The sequence below is a fragment of the Streptomyces sp. ISL-66 genome, from assembly GCF_018614135.1.
GTDB lineage: Bacteria > Actinomycetota > Actinomycetes > Streptomycetales > Streptomycetaceae > Streptomyces.
The window spans coordinates 1-15,195 of sequence record NZ_JAGGOW010000092.1 but is presented as its reverse complement, the minus strand read 5'-3'; the positions used below and the strand labels follow the sequence as shown (position 1 = coordinate 15,195).

The 15,195-nt window shown below is 69.5% G+C and carries 10 protein-coding genes; 6 read left to right on the top strand and 4 right to left on the bottom strand.

The features are described 5' to 3' along the window. The first annotated feature begins 11 nt into the window (after nt 1-11). Together ligD and J7E97_RS18095 are read left to right on the top strand one after the other, a co-directional pair. A complete protein-coding gene (gene ligD, locus J7E97_RS18100) occupies nt 12-896 on the top strand; it encodes a non-homologous end-joining DNA ligase (RefSeq protein ID WP_215028307.1) in 885 nt (294 codons plus the stop codon). Next, entirely contained in the window at nt 896-1,798 is a 903-nt protein-coding gene (locus J7E97_RS18095; RefSeq protein WP_215028341.1) for an ATP-dependent DNA ligase, read from the top strand. The genes ligD and J7E97_RS18095 overlap by 1 nt, the downstream gene beginning before the upstream one ends. 91 nt (nt 1,799-1,889) lie before the next feature. On the opposite strand, the gene J7E97_RS18090 is transcribed toward J7E97_RS18095, so the two are convergent. Then, nucleotides 1,890-2,294 (bottom strand): DUF6479 family protein, encoded by a 405-nt coding sequence (locus J7E97_RS18090; RefSeq protein ID WP_215028305.1) that lies wholly within the window; start codon nt 2,292-2,294, stop codon nt 1,890-1,892. A gap of 116 nt (nt 2,295-2,410) precedes the next feature. Next, on the bottom strand, nt 2,411-3,394 hold the full coding sequence (locus tag J7E97_RS18085; RefSeq protein WP_215028303.1) for an XdhC family protein: 984 nt from the start codon (nt 3,392-3,394) through the stop codon (nt 2,411-2,413). A gap of 326 nt (nt 3,395-3,720) precedes the next feature. Here J7E97_RS18085 and J7E97_RS18080 point away from each other — a divergent pair, with 326 nt between their 5' ends. The 3 genes from J7E97_RS18080 (at nt 3,721) to J7E97_RS18070 (ending at nt 11,580) form a co-directional block, all read left to right on the top strand. After that, nucleotides 3,721-6,687, top strand: a complete 2,967-nt coding sequence (locus J7E97_RS18080; RefSeq protein ID WP_215028301.1) for a BTAD domain-containing putative transcriptional regulator — start codon at nt 3,721-3,723, stop codon at nt 6,685-6,687. A gap of 333 nt (nt 6,688-7,020) precedes the next feature. Continuing rightward, on the top strand, nt 7,021-9,498 hold the full coding sequence (locus tag J7E97_RS18075; protein ID WP_308346568.1) for a helicase-associated domain-containing protein: 2,478 nt from the start codon (nt 7,021-7,023) through the stop codon (nt 9,496-9,498). A 1,047-nt stretch (nt 9,499-10,545) separates the two neighbouring features. Next, nucleotides 10,546-11,580 carry a hypothetical protein gene (locus tag J7E97_RS18070; RefSeq protein ID WP_251054748.1) on the top strand — a complete coding sequence of 345 codons (1,035 nt, stop codon included), beginning with the start codon at nt 10,546-10,548 and terminating at the stop codon, nt 11,578-11,580. A gap of 105 nt (nt 11,581-11,685) precedes the next feature. Here J7E97_RS18070 and J7E97_RS18065 read toward each other — a convergent pair whose 3' ends face one another. Next, on the bottom strand, nt 11,686-12,570 hold the full coding sequence (locus tag J7E97_RS18065) for a hypothetical protein (RefSeq protein ID WP_215028299.1): 885 nt from the start codon (nt 12,568-12,570) through the stop codon (nt 11,686-11,688). 673 nt (nt 12,571-13,243) lie between these two features. Here J7E97_RS18065 and J7E97_RS18060 point away from each other — a divergent pair. Next, nucleotides 13,244-14,311, top strand: a complete 1,068-nt coding sequence (locus J7E97_RS18060) for a beta family protein (protein WP_308346567.1) — start codon at nt 13,244-13,246, stop codon at nt 14,309-14,311. Nucleotides 14,312-14,468: 157 nt separating this feature from the next. Here the strand turns inward: J7E97_RS18060 and J7E97_RS18055 are convergent, their stop codons facing one another. Next, a complete protein-coding gene (locus J7E97_RS18055; RefSeq protein WP_215028295.1) occupies nt 14,469-15,110 on the bottom strand; it encodes a hypothetical protein in 642 nt (213 codons plus the stop codon). Nucleotides 15,111-15,195 lie beyond the last annotated feature (85 nt).

Below are 15,195 nucleotides of genomic sequence, written 5' to 3'. Positions count from 1 at the left end.
AATCTCATCGTATGACGCCGATCACAATGGTGGAGGGGCGTCGCATCGCGCTCAGCAATCTCGACAAGGTCCTGTACCCCGAGACCGGCTTCACCAAGGGCGAGGTGCTGCACTACTACGCCACCGTCGCCGCTCCGCTGCTGGCCCACATCCACGACCGGCCGGTGTCGTTCCTGCGGTATCCCGACGGCCCGGACGGCCAGCTCTTCTTCACGAAGAACCCGCCGCCCGGTACCCCCGCCTGGGTGAAGACCACCCCCGTTCCCCGCTCCGAGGACCTGCGGGCCGAGCAGGTGGTCATCGCCGACATGGCCTCCCTCATGTGGGCGGCCAACCTCGTCGTCGAGTTCCACACCCCCCAGTGGCCGGCCGGCGCCCCCGCCCTCGCCGACCGGCTGATCGTCGACCTCGACCCCGGCCCGCCCGCCACCGTCCTCGAATGCTGCGCGGCCGCCCTGTGGCTGCGCGGCCGCCTCGCCGCCGACGGCCTGGACGCCTACGTCAAGACCTCCGGTTCCAAGGGCCTCCACCTGGCCGTCGCCCTGGAACCGGCCCCCTCCGAGCAGGTCTCGGCGTACGCGAAGGCCCTCGCCCAAGAGACCGAACGCGCGCTCCCCGATCTCGTCGTCCACCGGATGACGAAATCGCTGCGGCCGGGGAAGGTCTTCGTCGACCACAGCCAGAACGCCGCCGCCAAGACCACGGCGGCCCCGTACACGCTGCGCGCCCGCACCCTGCCGACCGTCTCCGCCCCCGTCTCGTGGGCGGAGGTCGAGGCCTGCCGCACCCCCTCCGACCTGGTCTTCCTCGCCGACGACCTGCCGCCGCGGCTGGCTCGCCACGGCGATCTGTTCGCTCCTCTGGCCGATCCCGGCCGCGCCGGGCGGCTGCCGTGATCACCGTCGCGCTGGCCGCCGCCGTACGGAGCCTGCCGCGCTCACCCGGACTGGCCTACGAGCCGAAGTTCGACGGCCACCGGCTCGTCGTGCTGCGCACCTTGGACGGGGTGGTCCTCCAGGCCCGCTCCGGCCGCATCGTCACCCATGCCTTCCCCGATCTGGCCGCGGCCGCCCGGCAGTTGCCCGCAGGGACCGTGCTGGACGGGGAGGTGGTCGTCTGGCACGCGGGCCGCACCGACTTCGCGCTCGTCCAGCGCCGCGCGGCGGCCGCTACCACGGCGCGGGCCGCCGTACTGGCGCAGACCCTGCCGGCCTCGTACGCGGCCTTCGACGTCCTGGAGCTCGCCGGGCTGGACGTGCGCGCCCGGCCGTACGAGCGCAGGCGCGCGCTCCTCGTCGACCTGCTGCTGCCCCTGGGACCGCCGCTCCAGCCGGTGCCGATGACGACCGACCCGGAGCTCGCGGAGACCTGGTACGAGACCCTGCCCGCCAGCGGGATCGAGGGCCTGGTCGTCAAGCGGATGGACCAGGCCTATCCGGCGGGGCGGCGCGCCTGGCAGAAGCTGCGGCACACGAACGTGCGCGACGCGGCGGTCGTCGGGTACACCGGCACCGCGCGCCGGCCGCTCGCGCTCGTCCTGGTCCTGCCGGTCGACGACGAGAACCCGGTGGCGTCGAGCCCGCTGACTGCGGCGCTGCGGGCGGACGTGGCGGCGGCGCTGGCCGCCCGGGCACCGGAGGCCGGGGGTGAGGCCGCCGGCGCGGGTGCCACCGTCACGGCCATCGGACTCGGCGAAATCCCCTTCCACCCGCTGGACCCGCCCCTGGCGGCCGAGGTCCGCCACACCTCGACCCGCCACCCGCCACCGGAGGTGCTGCGCCTGCGGTCCGACCTGTGACCCGCGGCACGGTGGCCGGGGGTCACAGGTCGGGGTGGTCCTGAGGACGGTGCGGGCGGTCGCGGGCGGTCAGGGGCGGTCAGGGCGGTGGTCAGGAGTGCGCGCCGCGCCCCGAGCCGGGCGGAGCCCCCGGCTGCGGGTGCGGACCCGGTCCTTCGGGCCGCTTGTGCCCGGCTTCCCGGTTGGCCCTGACCTCCTCCGGATGGGCCGAGGTGGTGGAGCCGAAGTTCCCGTAGCCCTGCATCTCGTGCGGGCGCAGGCCGCCCTCGGGCAACTCCACGGGGTCCCGCTCCTCGCGCACCTCGTAGACCGCCCCGCCGTCCGGCAGGTGGGGCTGGCTCTCGGGAGCGGGTGGCGGCGGCTCCTGGGCCCGGACCCGCTGGCCGAGCTTGAAGCCGCCGAGGAGCACGCCGACCACAACGAGCCCGACGACCAGGAACCAGGCGATGTCGGTCAGGGTGCTGTCCACCGCGAGGGTGGTCAGAGTCATGTCCATACATCGCATTTTCCCGCATTTCGCCCCATCTCACCCGATCAAGGCCGCCGACTTTCAGCAGATGGCCCCGGAAGCGGAGGTCACGCCCCCTCCCCGAGGTGACGGAGGGGGAGGTCTCACCCCTTGAGCGGCCCGTCCACGTCACGCACTCCGCGCACCTCCCGGCCCCCGAGCACCGCCAGGATCTCCGCGCAGATGGCCAGCGCCGTCTCCGCCGGGTTCTGGGCCCCCAGATCCAGGCCGATCGGCCCGTGCACCGTCCGCAGCCGCGCCTCGCTCACCCCGGCGGCGAGCAGCCCCTCGCGGCGCCGCGCGGTCGTCTTGCGGGACCCGAGCGCACCCACGTACGGGATCCCGAGCGCGAGCGCGGTGCGCAGCGTGGGCACGTCGAAGTCGGGGTCGTGGCTGAGCATGGCCAGGCAGGCCGCGTCCCGCCGCGTTTCGAGCAGCTTCCGCGCCCCGTCGACCGTGTCGACCTTCGCGACGCCCCAGCCGAGGAGAGTGGCCTGCGCCTCGATGACCTCCGCGAGTTCCCCGGTCCCGCCGATCACCACGAAGGGGGCCGAGGGGTACGCCTCCACGAGGACCAGCCCCGACCCGCCGTACAGGGCGTCCCGCCCCGGCCGCCGGGTGGCCAGCAGCTCGCCGGCCCGCCGCTCGGCGTCGGTGCCGGGCACGTCCGACCCCCGGACCACGACGCTGACGGCCTGGTCCGCCCCCTCGTTGAGCTGGGTCACGAGGGCGACCCCGACGCCCTGCCCGAGCAGTTCCCACCACTCGGCGGGAATCGAGCTCAGCGGCTGCAGCAGCACTTCGGCCTGCCCGCCGCACGTCAGCTTCGCCTCGACGGCGTCCTCGGCCCCGACGGACACCTCGCACACCCGCGCGGTGTCCCCGGCCGCCATCGCGGCGGCCTCCGCGGCCAGTTCGGCGTCGAAGACGCCCCGGTACAGGGCCCCTACGCACTCCCCGCCCGCGTCCACGAGCACCGAGCCGGCGGGATCCCGCGGACCGAAGCCCTGCTCGGTCACGGGCCGGGCCAGGAATCCGACCCGCCCCTCGGCCGTCCACCGCTGTGCCGTCTCCACCAGGTCACGCATGTCGCGCCGCCCCATCTCGTCGTCAGAGCACGCCACAGAGCACCTGGTCAGCGGCACACGGTGGCCTCCCGTCCAACCTACGCACCCGGCCGCACCCTCCCCACCCCTCAAAACCCACAGACCCCGCCCCACGTCCTTCGTACGGATCACCGGAAGCGCGCGTACCGGACAGGAGCGGAGGACCGGCAGGAGGCCGGCGACCGCCGGACCGACGCGCAGGGAGAGGGCGGGGCCGGCGCCGAGCGAGGAGCTGTCCCCGTGTCAGGTCGCGCCGCCACGGCCTTTTGGTACTGGAACGGTGTTGAACGAGGATGGTGCCTCGTTCGATGTTCAATCCGGGGGGACGGCTGGTGAAGTTCGGTGTACTGGGAGCGCTGAGAGCGTCGGACGAGGACGGCCGGTCCGTCGTCATCGGCGGGCCGAAATCCCGCGCGCTGCTCGCAGTACTGCTGCTGCAGCCGAACCGGACGGTGCCGCTGGGCGCGGTCATGGAGGCGCTCTGGGGTGAGGAGCAGCCGGCGACGGCGGCCGCTTCCCTGCACAATCACCTGGCGCGACTGCGGCGCACCCTGGGCGGCGCCGGTGGCACGAGGCTGCGTACCGTGGCACACGGGCTCGAACTGGCGGTGTACGAGGGCGAGTTGGACAGCGCGACCTTCGAGCTGCTGATACGCCGGGCCCAGGATGCCCGCCACCGGGAGGACTGGGCCGGGGCGGAGCGGGACGCGGTGGCGGCCTTGGGGATGTGGCGCGGTACACCGTTCGCGGATGTGCCGGGGCTGGGGGAGCACCCTGTCGTCGCCTACCTCCAGGAGCAGCGGCTCCAGGCGCTGGAATGCCGGTTCGAGGCCCTGCTGCATCTCGACCGACTCGACGGCATCGCTGCCGAGCTGGGTGTCCTGGTCAAGGAGCACCCTTTTCGGGAGTCGCTTCACCGTCAGCTGATGCTCGTCCTGGCACGCACGGACCGCCAGGCGGAAGCACTGTCGCTCTTCCGCTCACTGCGCCGGACCCTGGTGGAGGAACTGGGGGTGGAGCCAGGACCGGCGATCCAGGAGGCACACCGGGAAGTGCTCGCCGCCGCCCCCGCGCGCTCGGACCGCACGGCGCGGACGGCCCCGCGCCCCCGATCCCGGCCCCAGACCGGTCTGCCCGCGCGGGCCGCTCAGCTTCCCGCGCCGCCCGGTGAATTCGTCGGCCGGGCGGAGCAGACCGCGTACGTCCGCTCGGTGCTGGAGTCCGACCGCAGGCGCACGACGCTCGCCGTGATCAGTGGCATGCCGGGTGTCGGCAAGACCGGCCTCGCCCTGCACGTCGCGGAACAGCTTCAGGGTGAGTTCCCCGACGGTCAGCTCTATCTCAACCTGCACGGGGCATCGGCGGGGATGGTTCCCGTCACACCCGCCGACGCCCTCGCCGTCCTTCTGCTCGGTCTGGGAGTGGATTCCCGGCGGATTCCTTGCGACGTGGGGGCAGCCTCGGCCCTGCTGCGCTCGGCGATGTCCGACACGCGCACGCTGCTGCTGCTCGACGACGCGGCATCGGTGAGTCAGGTGCGCCCGCTGCTGCCCGCCGGCGCCGGCTGCGCCGTACTCATCACGAGCAGGCAGCCTCTGGCCACACTCGGAGCCAGCACGCACGTCCACCTGGAGCCGCTCTCGCCCGGGGACAGTGCCCTTCTGCTGGAACGGGCGTCGGGCCGCTCCTGGACGGCGTCCGACGCCGAATCGGTCGGCAGGCTGGTCTCTCTGTGCGGTCGCCTGCCGCTCGCACTGCGGGTGTCCGCCGCTCGCCTGAGGAGTCGGCGGACCCTCGCGGTGGAGACGTTGGTGGAACGGCTGGACCATCAGGAAGACCGGTTGGACCACCTCGAACTGGAGGACCTCAGCGTCCGCCGGTCCCTCATGGTGGCCTACGAGGCGCTCCTCGCCTCAGGCGATCCACGGGACGGCGACGCCGCCGCGGTGCTGGTGCTCGTCGGCGCGCTGGACCTGCCGGAGTACGGGGTACCGCTGATCGCCGCTGTCATGAACACAGCCGGGCGATACGCCGAGAGGGCCCTGGAACGCCTGGCGGAGGTGGCGCTGCTCCAGGAGACGGACAGCGGCCGCTACGAGCCCCACGACCTGGTCCGCGACTTCGCCCGGGAACTCGCCGGACGCCCCGGTGAGCGGGCTCGGATCGAGGAAGCGACCGCACGGTTCCTGCACTGGTACCGGGAGGGGCTCGCGCGGTGCGCCGTCGCTCTGCGGCCCGATGCGAGACGTGTGCCCGATCACCCGAAGGATCCCGCGAGCCGCACCTGCACGGCCTTGACCGACGCCGCGGCCGCACTTGAGTGGGGCGACGCGGAAGTGGGAAACCTGCTGTTCCTGGCGGGCCAGGGCGCGGACGGCCGCCTGGGCCCCTCCCGCACCCTGGAGATGATCAACGATCTGTTCCCCTACCTGCACGACCGCGGCCGGGTCCAGGACCTGAAACGACTCACTCGCCGTGCCATCGCGCTCGCCCGGTCCAGCGGGAACACCGAGGCCGAAGGCCGGGCACTGGCCCAACTGGCCACGGCGCACTACTCGGCCGGACGCGTCAGGGAGGCGCTGCTCCTCATGGACGAGGCCGTGGCTCTCGCCGAACGCCTCCCCGATGAGGGGGTCCGGATGCGACAGTTGGGCAACCGCGCCGCGCTGCTGAAGGAACTGGGCCGTGTCGCCGAGGCCCAGGCGACGCTGGCGCGGTGCCTCGAACTCCGTCCCGCGACCCTGGCGGCGAGCGAGGAGGCCCTGTTCCTCGGCCACCAGGGATACGTCGCCGAACTCACCGACCTGCGCCTGGCGAGCTCGTACCACGCCCGGAGCCGGAGCTTCGCGCGGGAGGCGGGGGACCCCGTGCAGGAGCAGGTCGCGCTCTGCAACCTCGGCCGCGTCCACCTGGCCCTGGACGAGCCGGAGGCGGCCCTGTCCTGCTTCGAGGAAGCACTGGAGCTCATGGCGTCCAGCGCTTCCCACTGGAACGCGGAACGCGAGACACGCCTGGGCAAGGCCGGCGCCCTGCGCGTGCTGGGCGATCTCGGGCAGGCCAGGCACGTGTGTGCCTCGCTTCTCCAGGAGGCCGTGACCCGTGGCGATTCCTACGGACGAGGGCTCGCGGAGCACGAGTACGGGCACATCCTGAGGGCACTCGGGGATGAGCCGGCCGCCCGGATTCGATGGGCGAGCGCACTGTCGGCCCTTGAGGGGACGGACGCGCAGATCCTTGACGACCTGCGCCGTGTGGTGGCGTCCGGCGCGTCCTGAAGTCGCCGACACCGAGGCCTTCGCCACCGAGGTGGTCGACCCGTGAACCGTCTCGCCCGGCGCACGGACGGCTGGACCACCGCACGGCACGGCAGTTGGCTGCGCATACGCGAAGACCCCGTCCTCAGCATTTCGGCTGGTGGCGGGGTCTTGTGACACTTACACAGTAAGTGCCCCCGGCAGGATTCGAACCTGCGCACACGGCTCCGGAGGCCGGACAGTACCAAGGTATTCACCCAGGTCAGACGGGTAGCTGATGCACTGAGCACGGCGGTCTGAGGGGCCGCGGCCGTTCACCCCCGCGGGGTGACCGGACGGCGCTAGCCTGGCCGGGTGAATGCGCGTACCGCCCTCGCGAAATGGCTGGGCACCCTGGATCCCGAGCGGCTGACCGCCTTGCTGGAGGAGCGGGATCTGCCGCTCGCCGCCGAGTACCGGCGGATCACCACCCTGCGCGAGCTCGCCGAACACCTGCTCACCGACGAGTCGGTGGGCCAGGGCCTGATGGCGGGCACTACCGGAGAACTGGAGTTGCTCGCTTCCATCGCCGCCGTCGCCCTGGAGCGCCACGGCCCCGTAGTCGGTGGCGAGGCCGAGGACGGGCCCCGGTATCCCTGGCAACAGCGGAAGCCCGTTGCCGCGGTGGAGCCCGCGGACCGACTGGTGCCCGAGCAGGACGTACTGGCCTGGTTCGAGCCGGGAGAGAAGCGGCGGCGGGCGGAGCACACGCTCGCCCGACTGCGGGAGCGCGCGCTGTTGCTCCCCGCGCCCAAGGGGAAACTGGCGCTGCCGCCGCTGTTGCATGTCCGGGCCACCGGGTTCGACGGTTACGGTCGCACCGCCAACCGGCTGCTGACCTACGCCTACAACGCCCCCGAGGTCAAACGGATCGCCGTAAACCTCTTCGGCGAGGGCGCGGCCCGTACCCGCGACCAGGCCCAAGAGCTGATCATCGACCTCCTCGCCGATCCCGCCCGGGTGCGGGCACTGGTGGCGGACGCCCCGGCCCGGGCGCTGGAGCTGCTGGACCACCTGGTACCCGGCCCGCCGCTGCTGCGCACCCACTGCTTCGTCGGACGGTACGGGGCACAGTACGCGGGCCCGGACGCCAAGTACGTCTTCCGGGAGGGCGGCAGCGGAGACGAGGGAACCGACTGGCTGGCGATGCGAGGACTGCTGGTCCCCGTCGGTCTCGACCTGGTGGAGCTTCCGTACGAGGTCGCCCGTGCGCTCCGTGACGGGGGCGCGGCACCCAGCCCCCGGCTGGAACCTGAACCGTTCACCGCCACCGCGCCGCTGCCGTCCGGCTGGGAGGGTGAGGGCGGCACGGCCGCCGCGGCGGCCGCCTGGCGGGCCGAACTGGTACTGCGGGCGCTGGCCGCCCAGCCGGTCGCGATCCGCAAGGCGGGCGGGATCGCCGTACGGGACACCCGGCGGCTGGCCAAGGCGGCCGGGGCCGATGAGGCCGACACCCGGCTGTGGCTGGACCTCGCGGTCAACGCCGGCCTGGCCGCGCCTCAGGACGACGAACCGGTCCCCGCTCCCCGCGGCCGCCGGAACTCCAAGGGCCCCAAGCCCTCCGCCCGGCTGCTGCCGAGCGACCGCTATGACGCTTGGGCGGCCGCCCCCGCAGCGGGCAAGCTGCTGCCGCTGCTGGCCGCCTGGGCTGTGGTCCCCGCAGTGCTCAGCCACTGGCCGGACCCCGACGAGACCCCGGTCGCGCTCGTCAGCCCGCAGGACGAGGACGCCGTGACCCTGCGCACCGGGGTCCTACGAGCGCTCGCCGTCCTCCCCGACGGACACGGGTTGACCGGGGACGCGCTGGGATACACCGAACTGCTCTCCCTGGCCGCGTGGTTCCAGCCCGCCCTGCGCGGCCACCTGGCCGTAGACGACGCCGGGGAGTTGACCGGCCTGGACGGAGTGCTCGACCGCCTGGCGGCCACCCTGACAGAGGCGGCCCTGCTCGGCGTGGTCGCTCACGGCGCGCTCACCCCCGTCGGGCGGGCCCTGTGCCGACTGCTGGAGGCGGGAGCCGCCCACCACTACCCGGCGGTGCCCGGCGCGGGCACGGACCCGTCCGCCCGCGGCTCCGAGGGCCTGGGCGAGGACCTGTCCCTGCGCCCTGCCCTGGCGCAGGCGGTGACCGCGCTGCGCGAGGACCTGTACGCGGCGCTCCCCGAGCCCAGCGAGACGGCCCGGTTCCAGAGCGACCTGACCGCCACCGTCACCGGTGCGCCCGCGCCCGCCCTCGCGGACCTGCTCTCCGCTGTCGGCGACATCGAGTCCGAAGGGCACGCCGTGGTCTGGCGGATCACCGCGGCCTCCGTACGCCGCGCCCTGGACGCCGGCTGGAGCGCGGACGAACTGCTCGACCGCCTCACCACCGCGAGCGAGCGCGGCACTCCGCTGCCACAACCGCTCGCCTACACGATCAAGGACACCGCCCGCACCCACGGACAACTCAAGGTCGTCCGCTCCGCCTGCTGCATCCGCTCGGACGACACCGGACTGATCGCCGAGGTGGCCCAGGCCCGCGGCCTGACCAAACTCCGCCTGCGCCGCATCGCCCCCACGGTCCTGATCTCTACCGCCCCGCCGGAGGAGACGCTGTCAGCCCTCCGCACGGCCGGCTACGCCCCCACCCAGGAGGCCGAAACGGGCACCACGGTCCTCGACCGCGCCCCGGCCGACCGCGCACCGAACCTCTTGCCCACCCTGGACCAGGCCCACCCCCTGTATGGCGAACCGGTCCATGGTGTCCCGGCGAGCGCCCGTGCGCTGGCCGCGGCGCTCACCGCGGCCGGGTAAGGGTGGAGGTGCCCCGCAGTCGGAGCGTACTCCTGGTGCCCTGCCCCCCGACCCGGCACTGTCAGTAGGGCGTGTGAGCCTGGGGCGCATGACACACTCCGCGACCATCGCCCTCCCGGGGCACGAGGAACTCGCACAGGGCAGCCCGAGACATCCGCCTGGCTGATCATGTTCCTCCTGAACTTCAGCACCGTCTGGATGCCCTTCCTTCTGATCGGTACGGCGTGTCTCGTTCTCTGCACGCGCAGACGTCCCGGGGGGTGGCTGACCTCCGGCCCGCTGCGCCGGTGCCGGTCGGCCCGGAGGCGTATCGACGAGCTGTGTACGGCACTCTCGGCCGCGGACGGAGCCCGGGCCGGCCTGCCGGACGCTGCCGCGCTCGCTGTGCGGGTATGTGCGTCCAGGCGCTGGGCAGTCGCACGGCTGTGGCTGTACGGCCCGGCCAACCTGGCGGCAGGTCTGATGCTCTACGGAGCGTTGGGAGGATGGGGTGGGCCTCTGCGGCCGACCGCCGCCGCCATTAGCGCTGGCCTGTTTGCCCTGGCGGCCGCGGCGACAGCCGCAGAGGCCGTCTCGCGGCGCCGGGCGGATCCCTATGGAGAAGCCGTGTGTCGAGGTGTCGTGGCCCTGGAGGCACTGGTGCTGCCGGCCAGCGCGGAGAGCAGGGTCAGGACTCCACTGGAGTCCCTCCGAGGCAGAGACCGGCGGCCGACGGCGTACTTCCCCGTGGACTGGTCGTTCCGCACAGTCGAGGAGTTCTGTCTCGCGCTGGAACGGTTGGCGCGCTACGCGGTGCTCAGCGGGGACGGGGTGGGCAGAGCGCGGAGGGAGGCACAGGTCCACGTGTACGCGGCGCATGTGCAGGAGGCCCTTGAGCGGTACCATCTGGCGGCCGTGGCGCATGCCGCCGCGGCCGATCACGTAGTCGGCGCACCGGCCCGCGGCGCCGACGCGAGTGCCGCGGTGCGGGATGCCGCGGTTCTCCCCTCCACCTTCATTCAGCAGGGCCTAGGGCGGTGGCGCTGAGCATGGCGTAGAGACAAGCAGATGCCAGAGGTGGAGGAGCTACGCCTTGCTCTCCGCTGGGCCGTTGTCCCGGCAAACGCTGAGCAGGAGCCGCCGGCCGAACTCGAAGATGCCCATCAGTGGCTTTCGAGGAAGTCGTTGTTCGTCTCCGCGTTGGAAGATCCGAAGATCCTGCGAGACGTCCAGTACCGGCTTTCGTTCAAGCTGGACGGGTCGCCTGCGGCGGGAGAGACTTCCCGCCGCAGGCGACGCGCCTTGAACACATCCGTGGAATACGCGATCGAGCGCAAGCTCTTGGTCGAGAACCCTCTTGCCGGGCTCAAGAAGGTGAAGATCTCCTCATCGGATCGTGTCGACACACGCGTTCTCGTGAACAAGACCCAAGCCGCTCAATTTCCCGCCGCGGTTTCGTATGTCGGGACGTGGGACCGCAAGAAGGGGCGCCGTCTGGTGGCGTTCTACGCGGTGATGTACTTCGCGGCCCTCTGCCCGAGCGAGGCGGTTGGGCTGAGGAAGTCGGACTGCTACCTCCCTGAGAAGGGATGGGGGACGCTCACCCTCCGGGACACGCACCCCGTGTCGGGCAAGCAGTGGACGGACAGTGGGGAGCGCCACGACAAGCGCGGGCTGAAGTCCCGGGAGGCCAAGGACGATCGGCCAGTCCCGATCCCGCCGCCGCTGGTCGCCGTGCTCCGGGCTCACCTCACCGCGTTCGGCACGGCCAAGGATGGCCGGCTCTTCACGAACGAGCGGCTCGGTCTCGTGGGCAGCAGCACGTACTGGCGGGTCTGGAAGGACGCTCGGGAGTTCGCGCTCCCGCCGGACCTTCAGACATCCATCCTTGGCGGCCGACCGTACGATCTCCGGCACACCTGTATCACGACCTGGTTGAACGCCGGGGTGCCCGTGGCCGAGGTCGCCCGCCGGGTGGGCAACTTGCCCGAGGTCATCCACCGCGTGTACGAGGGCTGCATTTATGGGCAAGAGGAGGCGATGAACAAGAAGATCGAGAAGGAGATAGGCTGGCCAGAGGACGGCGAAGACCCCAGGGCGTGACCAACTAGGTCAGACCTCAGCTCAATTGGTTCACCGGCCGTGCCCCACCTCAGGCGAGGTGGGTCGGTTCGCCACTATCAGCAGGAATGCTGTAGCTGGAATGTCTCATTTCTTTTCGCTTCGATCGTTCTTGGATTCGACTTCGGGTTCTCGTTTGGCTGCCCTGTCAAGGATCTCTTTATGGTTCGCAAAATCCGCGAGAGATTTCGCCATCGAGCTAAATGTCTCTTCCCTTAGACCTGCGTCACTCTCCACTTTGGTTGCCAGGAAGTTGCCAAAGTGGAGAAAGTGGGTAGAGATCAGTCTATCGTGCTGGGTGGAAAGTGATTCGGAGGTGGTGGTAAACATGCGGAGGTAAAGGGCGGCGATGAAATTGCTCAGCAAGCCTCCGATGGCCCCAACGGTGCCGATAATGATTTGTGAGGTGGTGCTGGCATGCAGGTTTTTGTTGAGGAGGTATAGCGTGAAACCTACAATGGTGAATCCGGATGCAATGCAGGCAATTCCAACAAAGAAGATCACTTTGCTGTGGGTCAAAGATTGATTGTAGTACCGCTTGAGGTCGAGTTGGTGGCGCCTGAATAGTGTGTATGCCCTCACTGTGGGAGATTGTCTTTGTACGGCGAGAAGGTCGAGATCGTCTTCGATGCTGTGAATTTCAATATCTAGTGCCTGGGTTGAGAGGATAATCGCTCCCATGAAGCAAAGTGCAGCGCCGTAGAGAATTGTCATTAGCACATATGGCAGCACCTCGTACTTGTCGTCGTATGTGGTCCCAAAGTAGATCGCCACGCCGATCATGAAAAGGCCGAGGCCAACGGAAGTCTTTCCCCTCTTGGTGGCGTTAGTCCTCTTGGTGATTAGTTTGGTCAGTCTTCCTCTCAGTTCGACCTCGATCGGCGCATCCGGCAGGTTGTCGTACTGGGGGCCGGGAGTCGGATCGCTAATCGTTGCGTCCGTGACGCTTCTGCGAAATGAAGGAAACCTCACTGCTCGCCTACCATTCCGAACCAGGTGAGAATTGGCCTTGATTTCGACGGTACGTCGCGCCGAGGGGGCTGTCCCGCTGGATGCGCCCGGACGTGTCCTGCTGTCAGGGGGATGCTTGGAGGCGCTCGAGCCAGCCACCCCTCCCGCTGCGTTGGATGCATGCTGGTCGGGCGGTGAGGGCGCCGGCTCGACTAAACACCGCAGCACGGGGTTCGCAGTCTGACGCCTGCCGACCCGGCAGGTTGGAGCGGAGACGGCTTCTATCGCAGGTCTATCGCGACCAGTGCGTAACAACGACAAAGACCTGGACTCAGTGGGACTGGGTCCAGGTCTTCATGCTTGGCACTCTTGCTGGTCAGCGGGTGTTTCACGCTGGTCCGGCTGAAGTGCCCCCGGCAGGATTCGAACCTGCGCACACGGCTCCGGAGGCCGTGATCAGTAACTGTCCGATTGTGCTGTCTACCTGCACAAACGTCAGTCACTCCCTCGTCTGCTGTCCTTCTCACGCGCCCCTCACACGTTGTGCCGCCTCAGCCCTTGGTAGCTGTGCATGCCCCGAGCTACCCGGTTGGGCGGGAATCAGCCTTGCGGCTGATTTATGCCTCTATCTGAGATGGCGGGTTCTCGTCACACTCTGGTTGGAGTGAGCGAGACATCCATTGGCTGGTGCTGAGTGCGCTGGGGGAAGCCGTTGGCATACGTTCCGATACTCAAGGGCAAGGCGGGGGAGTTCTCGGCCCTTGAACACGTCACGCCGGCGGTTCGTTCATTCATGCGCCCCGTCATGGAGCTGGTCCCTGACCCAGACGTGCGGGACGTTCTGGAGACCTTCTGCGACCGCGCGATGGACGCAGTGCCGAAAGGTGGCGTCCTGACGGTCGACAGCGGCGCCTTGCCAACGACACGAGTCCTTGAGGGTGAGGCCGGTGGCCCTATGGTCCGCCTCAGCGAGTCTCTCGGCCTCCGTGGCGTGGCGATGTGTCCGGTAGTCCGATACACAGATTCGCGCGACGTTTTGGCTGAGGCTTCTCAGGCGATCGCTCGGCACCAGAGTGGCGTCTGCTTACGTGTGTCCATTGCCGCCGACGTGCCGGAGCGCCTTCCTGATTACGGACAGATCCGGGAACTACTTAGGGCGCTTCACTTGGATCCGGAAGAGGTCGACCTGCTCATTGATGCTGGGCCGGTTAATTCCAGCCTCGTAAGAGATCAATTGGCTGACCATGCTCTGGCCGCGCTGACAGCACTCTCTCCGTGGCGCTGGCGGCGTGAGTGTGTTGCCGCCGGAGCCTTCCCTGCCAACCTGACTGGGTTCCCGCGGGGACAGGTCACGCCGATAGCTAGACGCGACGCGCAGCTCTGGCGGCGAGTTTTGAGCGGATGCCGCGGGAGGCCGCCAGACTTCGGTGACTTCGGTGTGACGCACCCTCGGATGCCGAAGAAGTCCCGTGGGACGCCGGATCCCAACATGCGCTACACGACTCCGGACGCCTGGCAGGTCTTCGTCTATCCGCGAGTCCGCTCCGGCAATGATGACTTCTTTACTCTGAGCGCCGACCTGGTTGCGTCTCCGTACTGGCCTGCCACAGGGGCTCGAACTTCATGGGGCGACGCACGTCTAAATGAGTGCGCCATGCGGCAGAGGTCTAAAGCCGGCGGTGGCACAGACTGGCGGGCGTGGGCAACCTCGCATCACCTGGCAGTGGTTACGGCCAACCTCAACACTTTGGGGCACCCGTGAGGTCTCTGAAAACAGCGGTCCCCCAGGTGGGGGACCGCTTCGTCCCGAAGCAATCCAGGGCGACAGACGACCTGCTGAGCCGACCGTGCTGACCTGCGACGGAGGTCCGTGGTCGTACGGCGTCGGTGTCACGCTGTTAGCCCCTCACGGTGGCCTCTCAAGCAGCCTGACCATTCCAGTCGTCCAGGTGGTCGCGTGCGACATCTAGGAAGACAGCGAGAGCGTTAGAGGCCGCCATCATGGAGACCATGACTTCTCTATGCCGAACGATGGGCCCGTCCACCATGATGATGGCGAGCTCTGGGTTGTCGACGGAGAAGGGGCTGCTGGCGGTGAGACGGATGTATTCGCTGAGGTCGCCCACGAGATCGGTGCACTTGTCGAGCACCTTGTAAGCCTCCTCCGCAACAACCTTCGGGCCGGCAATCCGCACGCGTACGGCATCCTCCCCAATGAGTTCACCGAGAGCCAGAACCTCGGCTGACGTAGGGAGCGGCTGCTGGCTGTCGCTCCCGTGGCTTTGCCCATGTACGTACACGGCGTTCGCCTGGTCCTGCAGGCCGCTGATCATGACTCGCACCGCGCTGGCGAAGCTCGTGCAGGCATCCATGCGTGTCTCCCGAACGGCCTTCCCATAGGCGTCCGCTCCGGTGCGCGCTGCGGCGCCCACAGTCCCCCTGCTGGTGTACCGAGCGGCCAGAAAGGCCCCGAGCGCTCCGAACAACGCGCCAACGACAGCGGCGACGGCAGCTATCGAGACAGCTGTCAGGCTGTCTGCTGCCAAGTTTGAAGAGGCCATGCCGTACATGGTGGCGTGGGGCCTCGTTGCCGATCAGCTGATCGGCAACTTCAGTGGCAGGCAACTAGTGTCCTGAGTCTCGGAA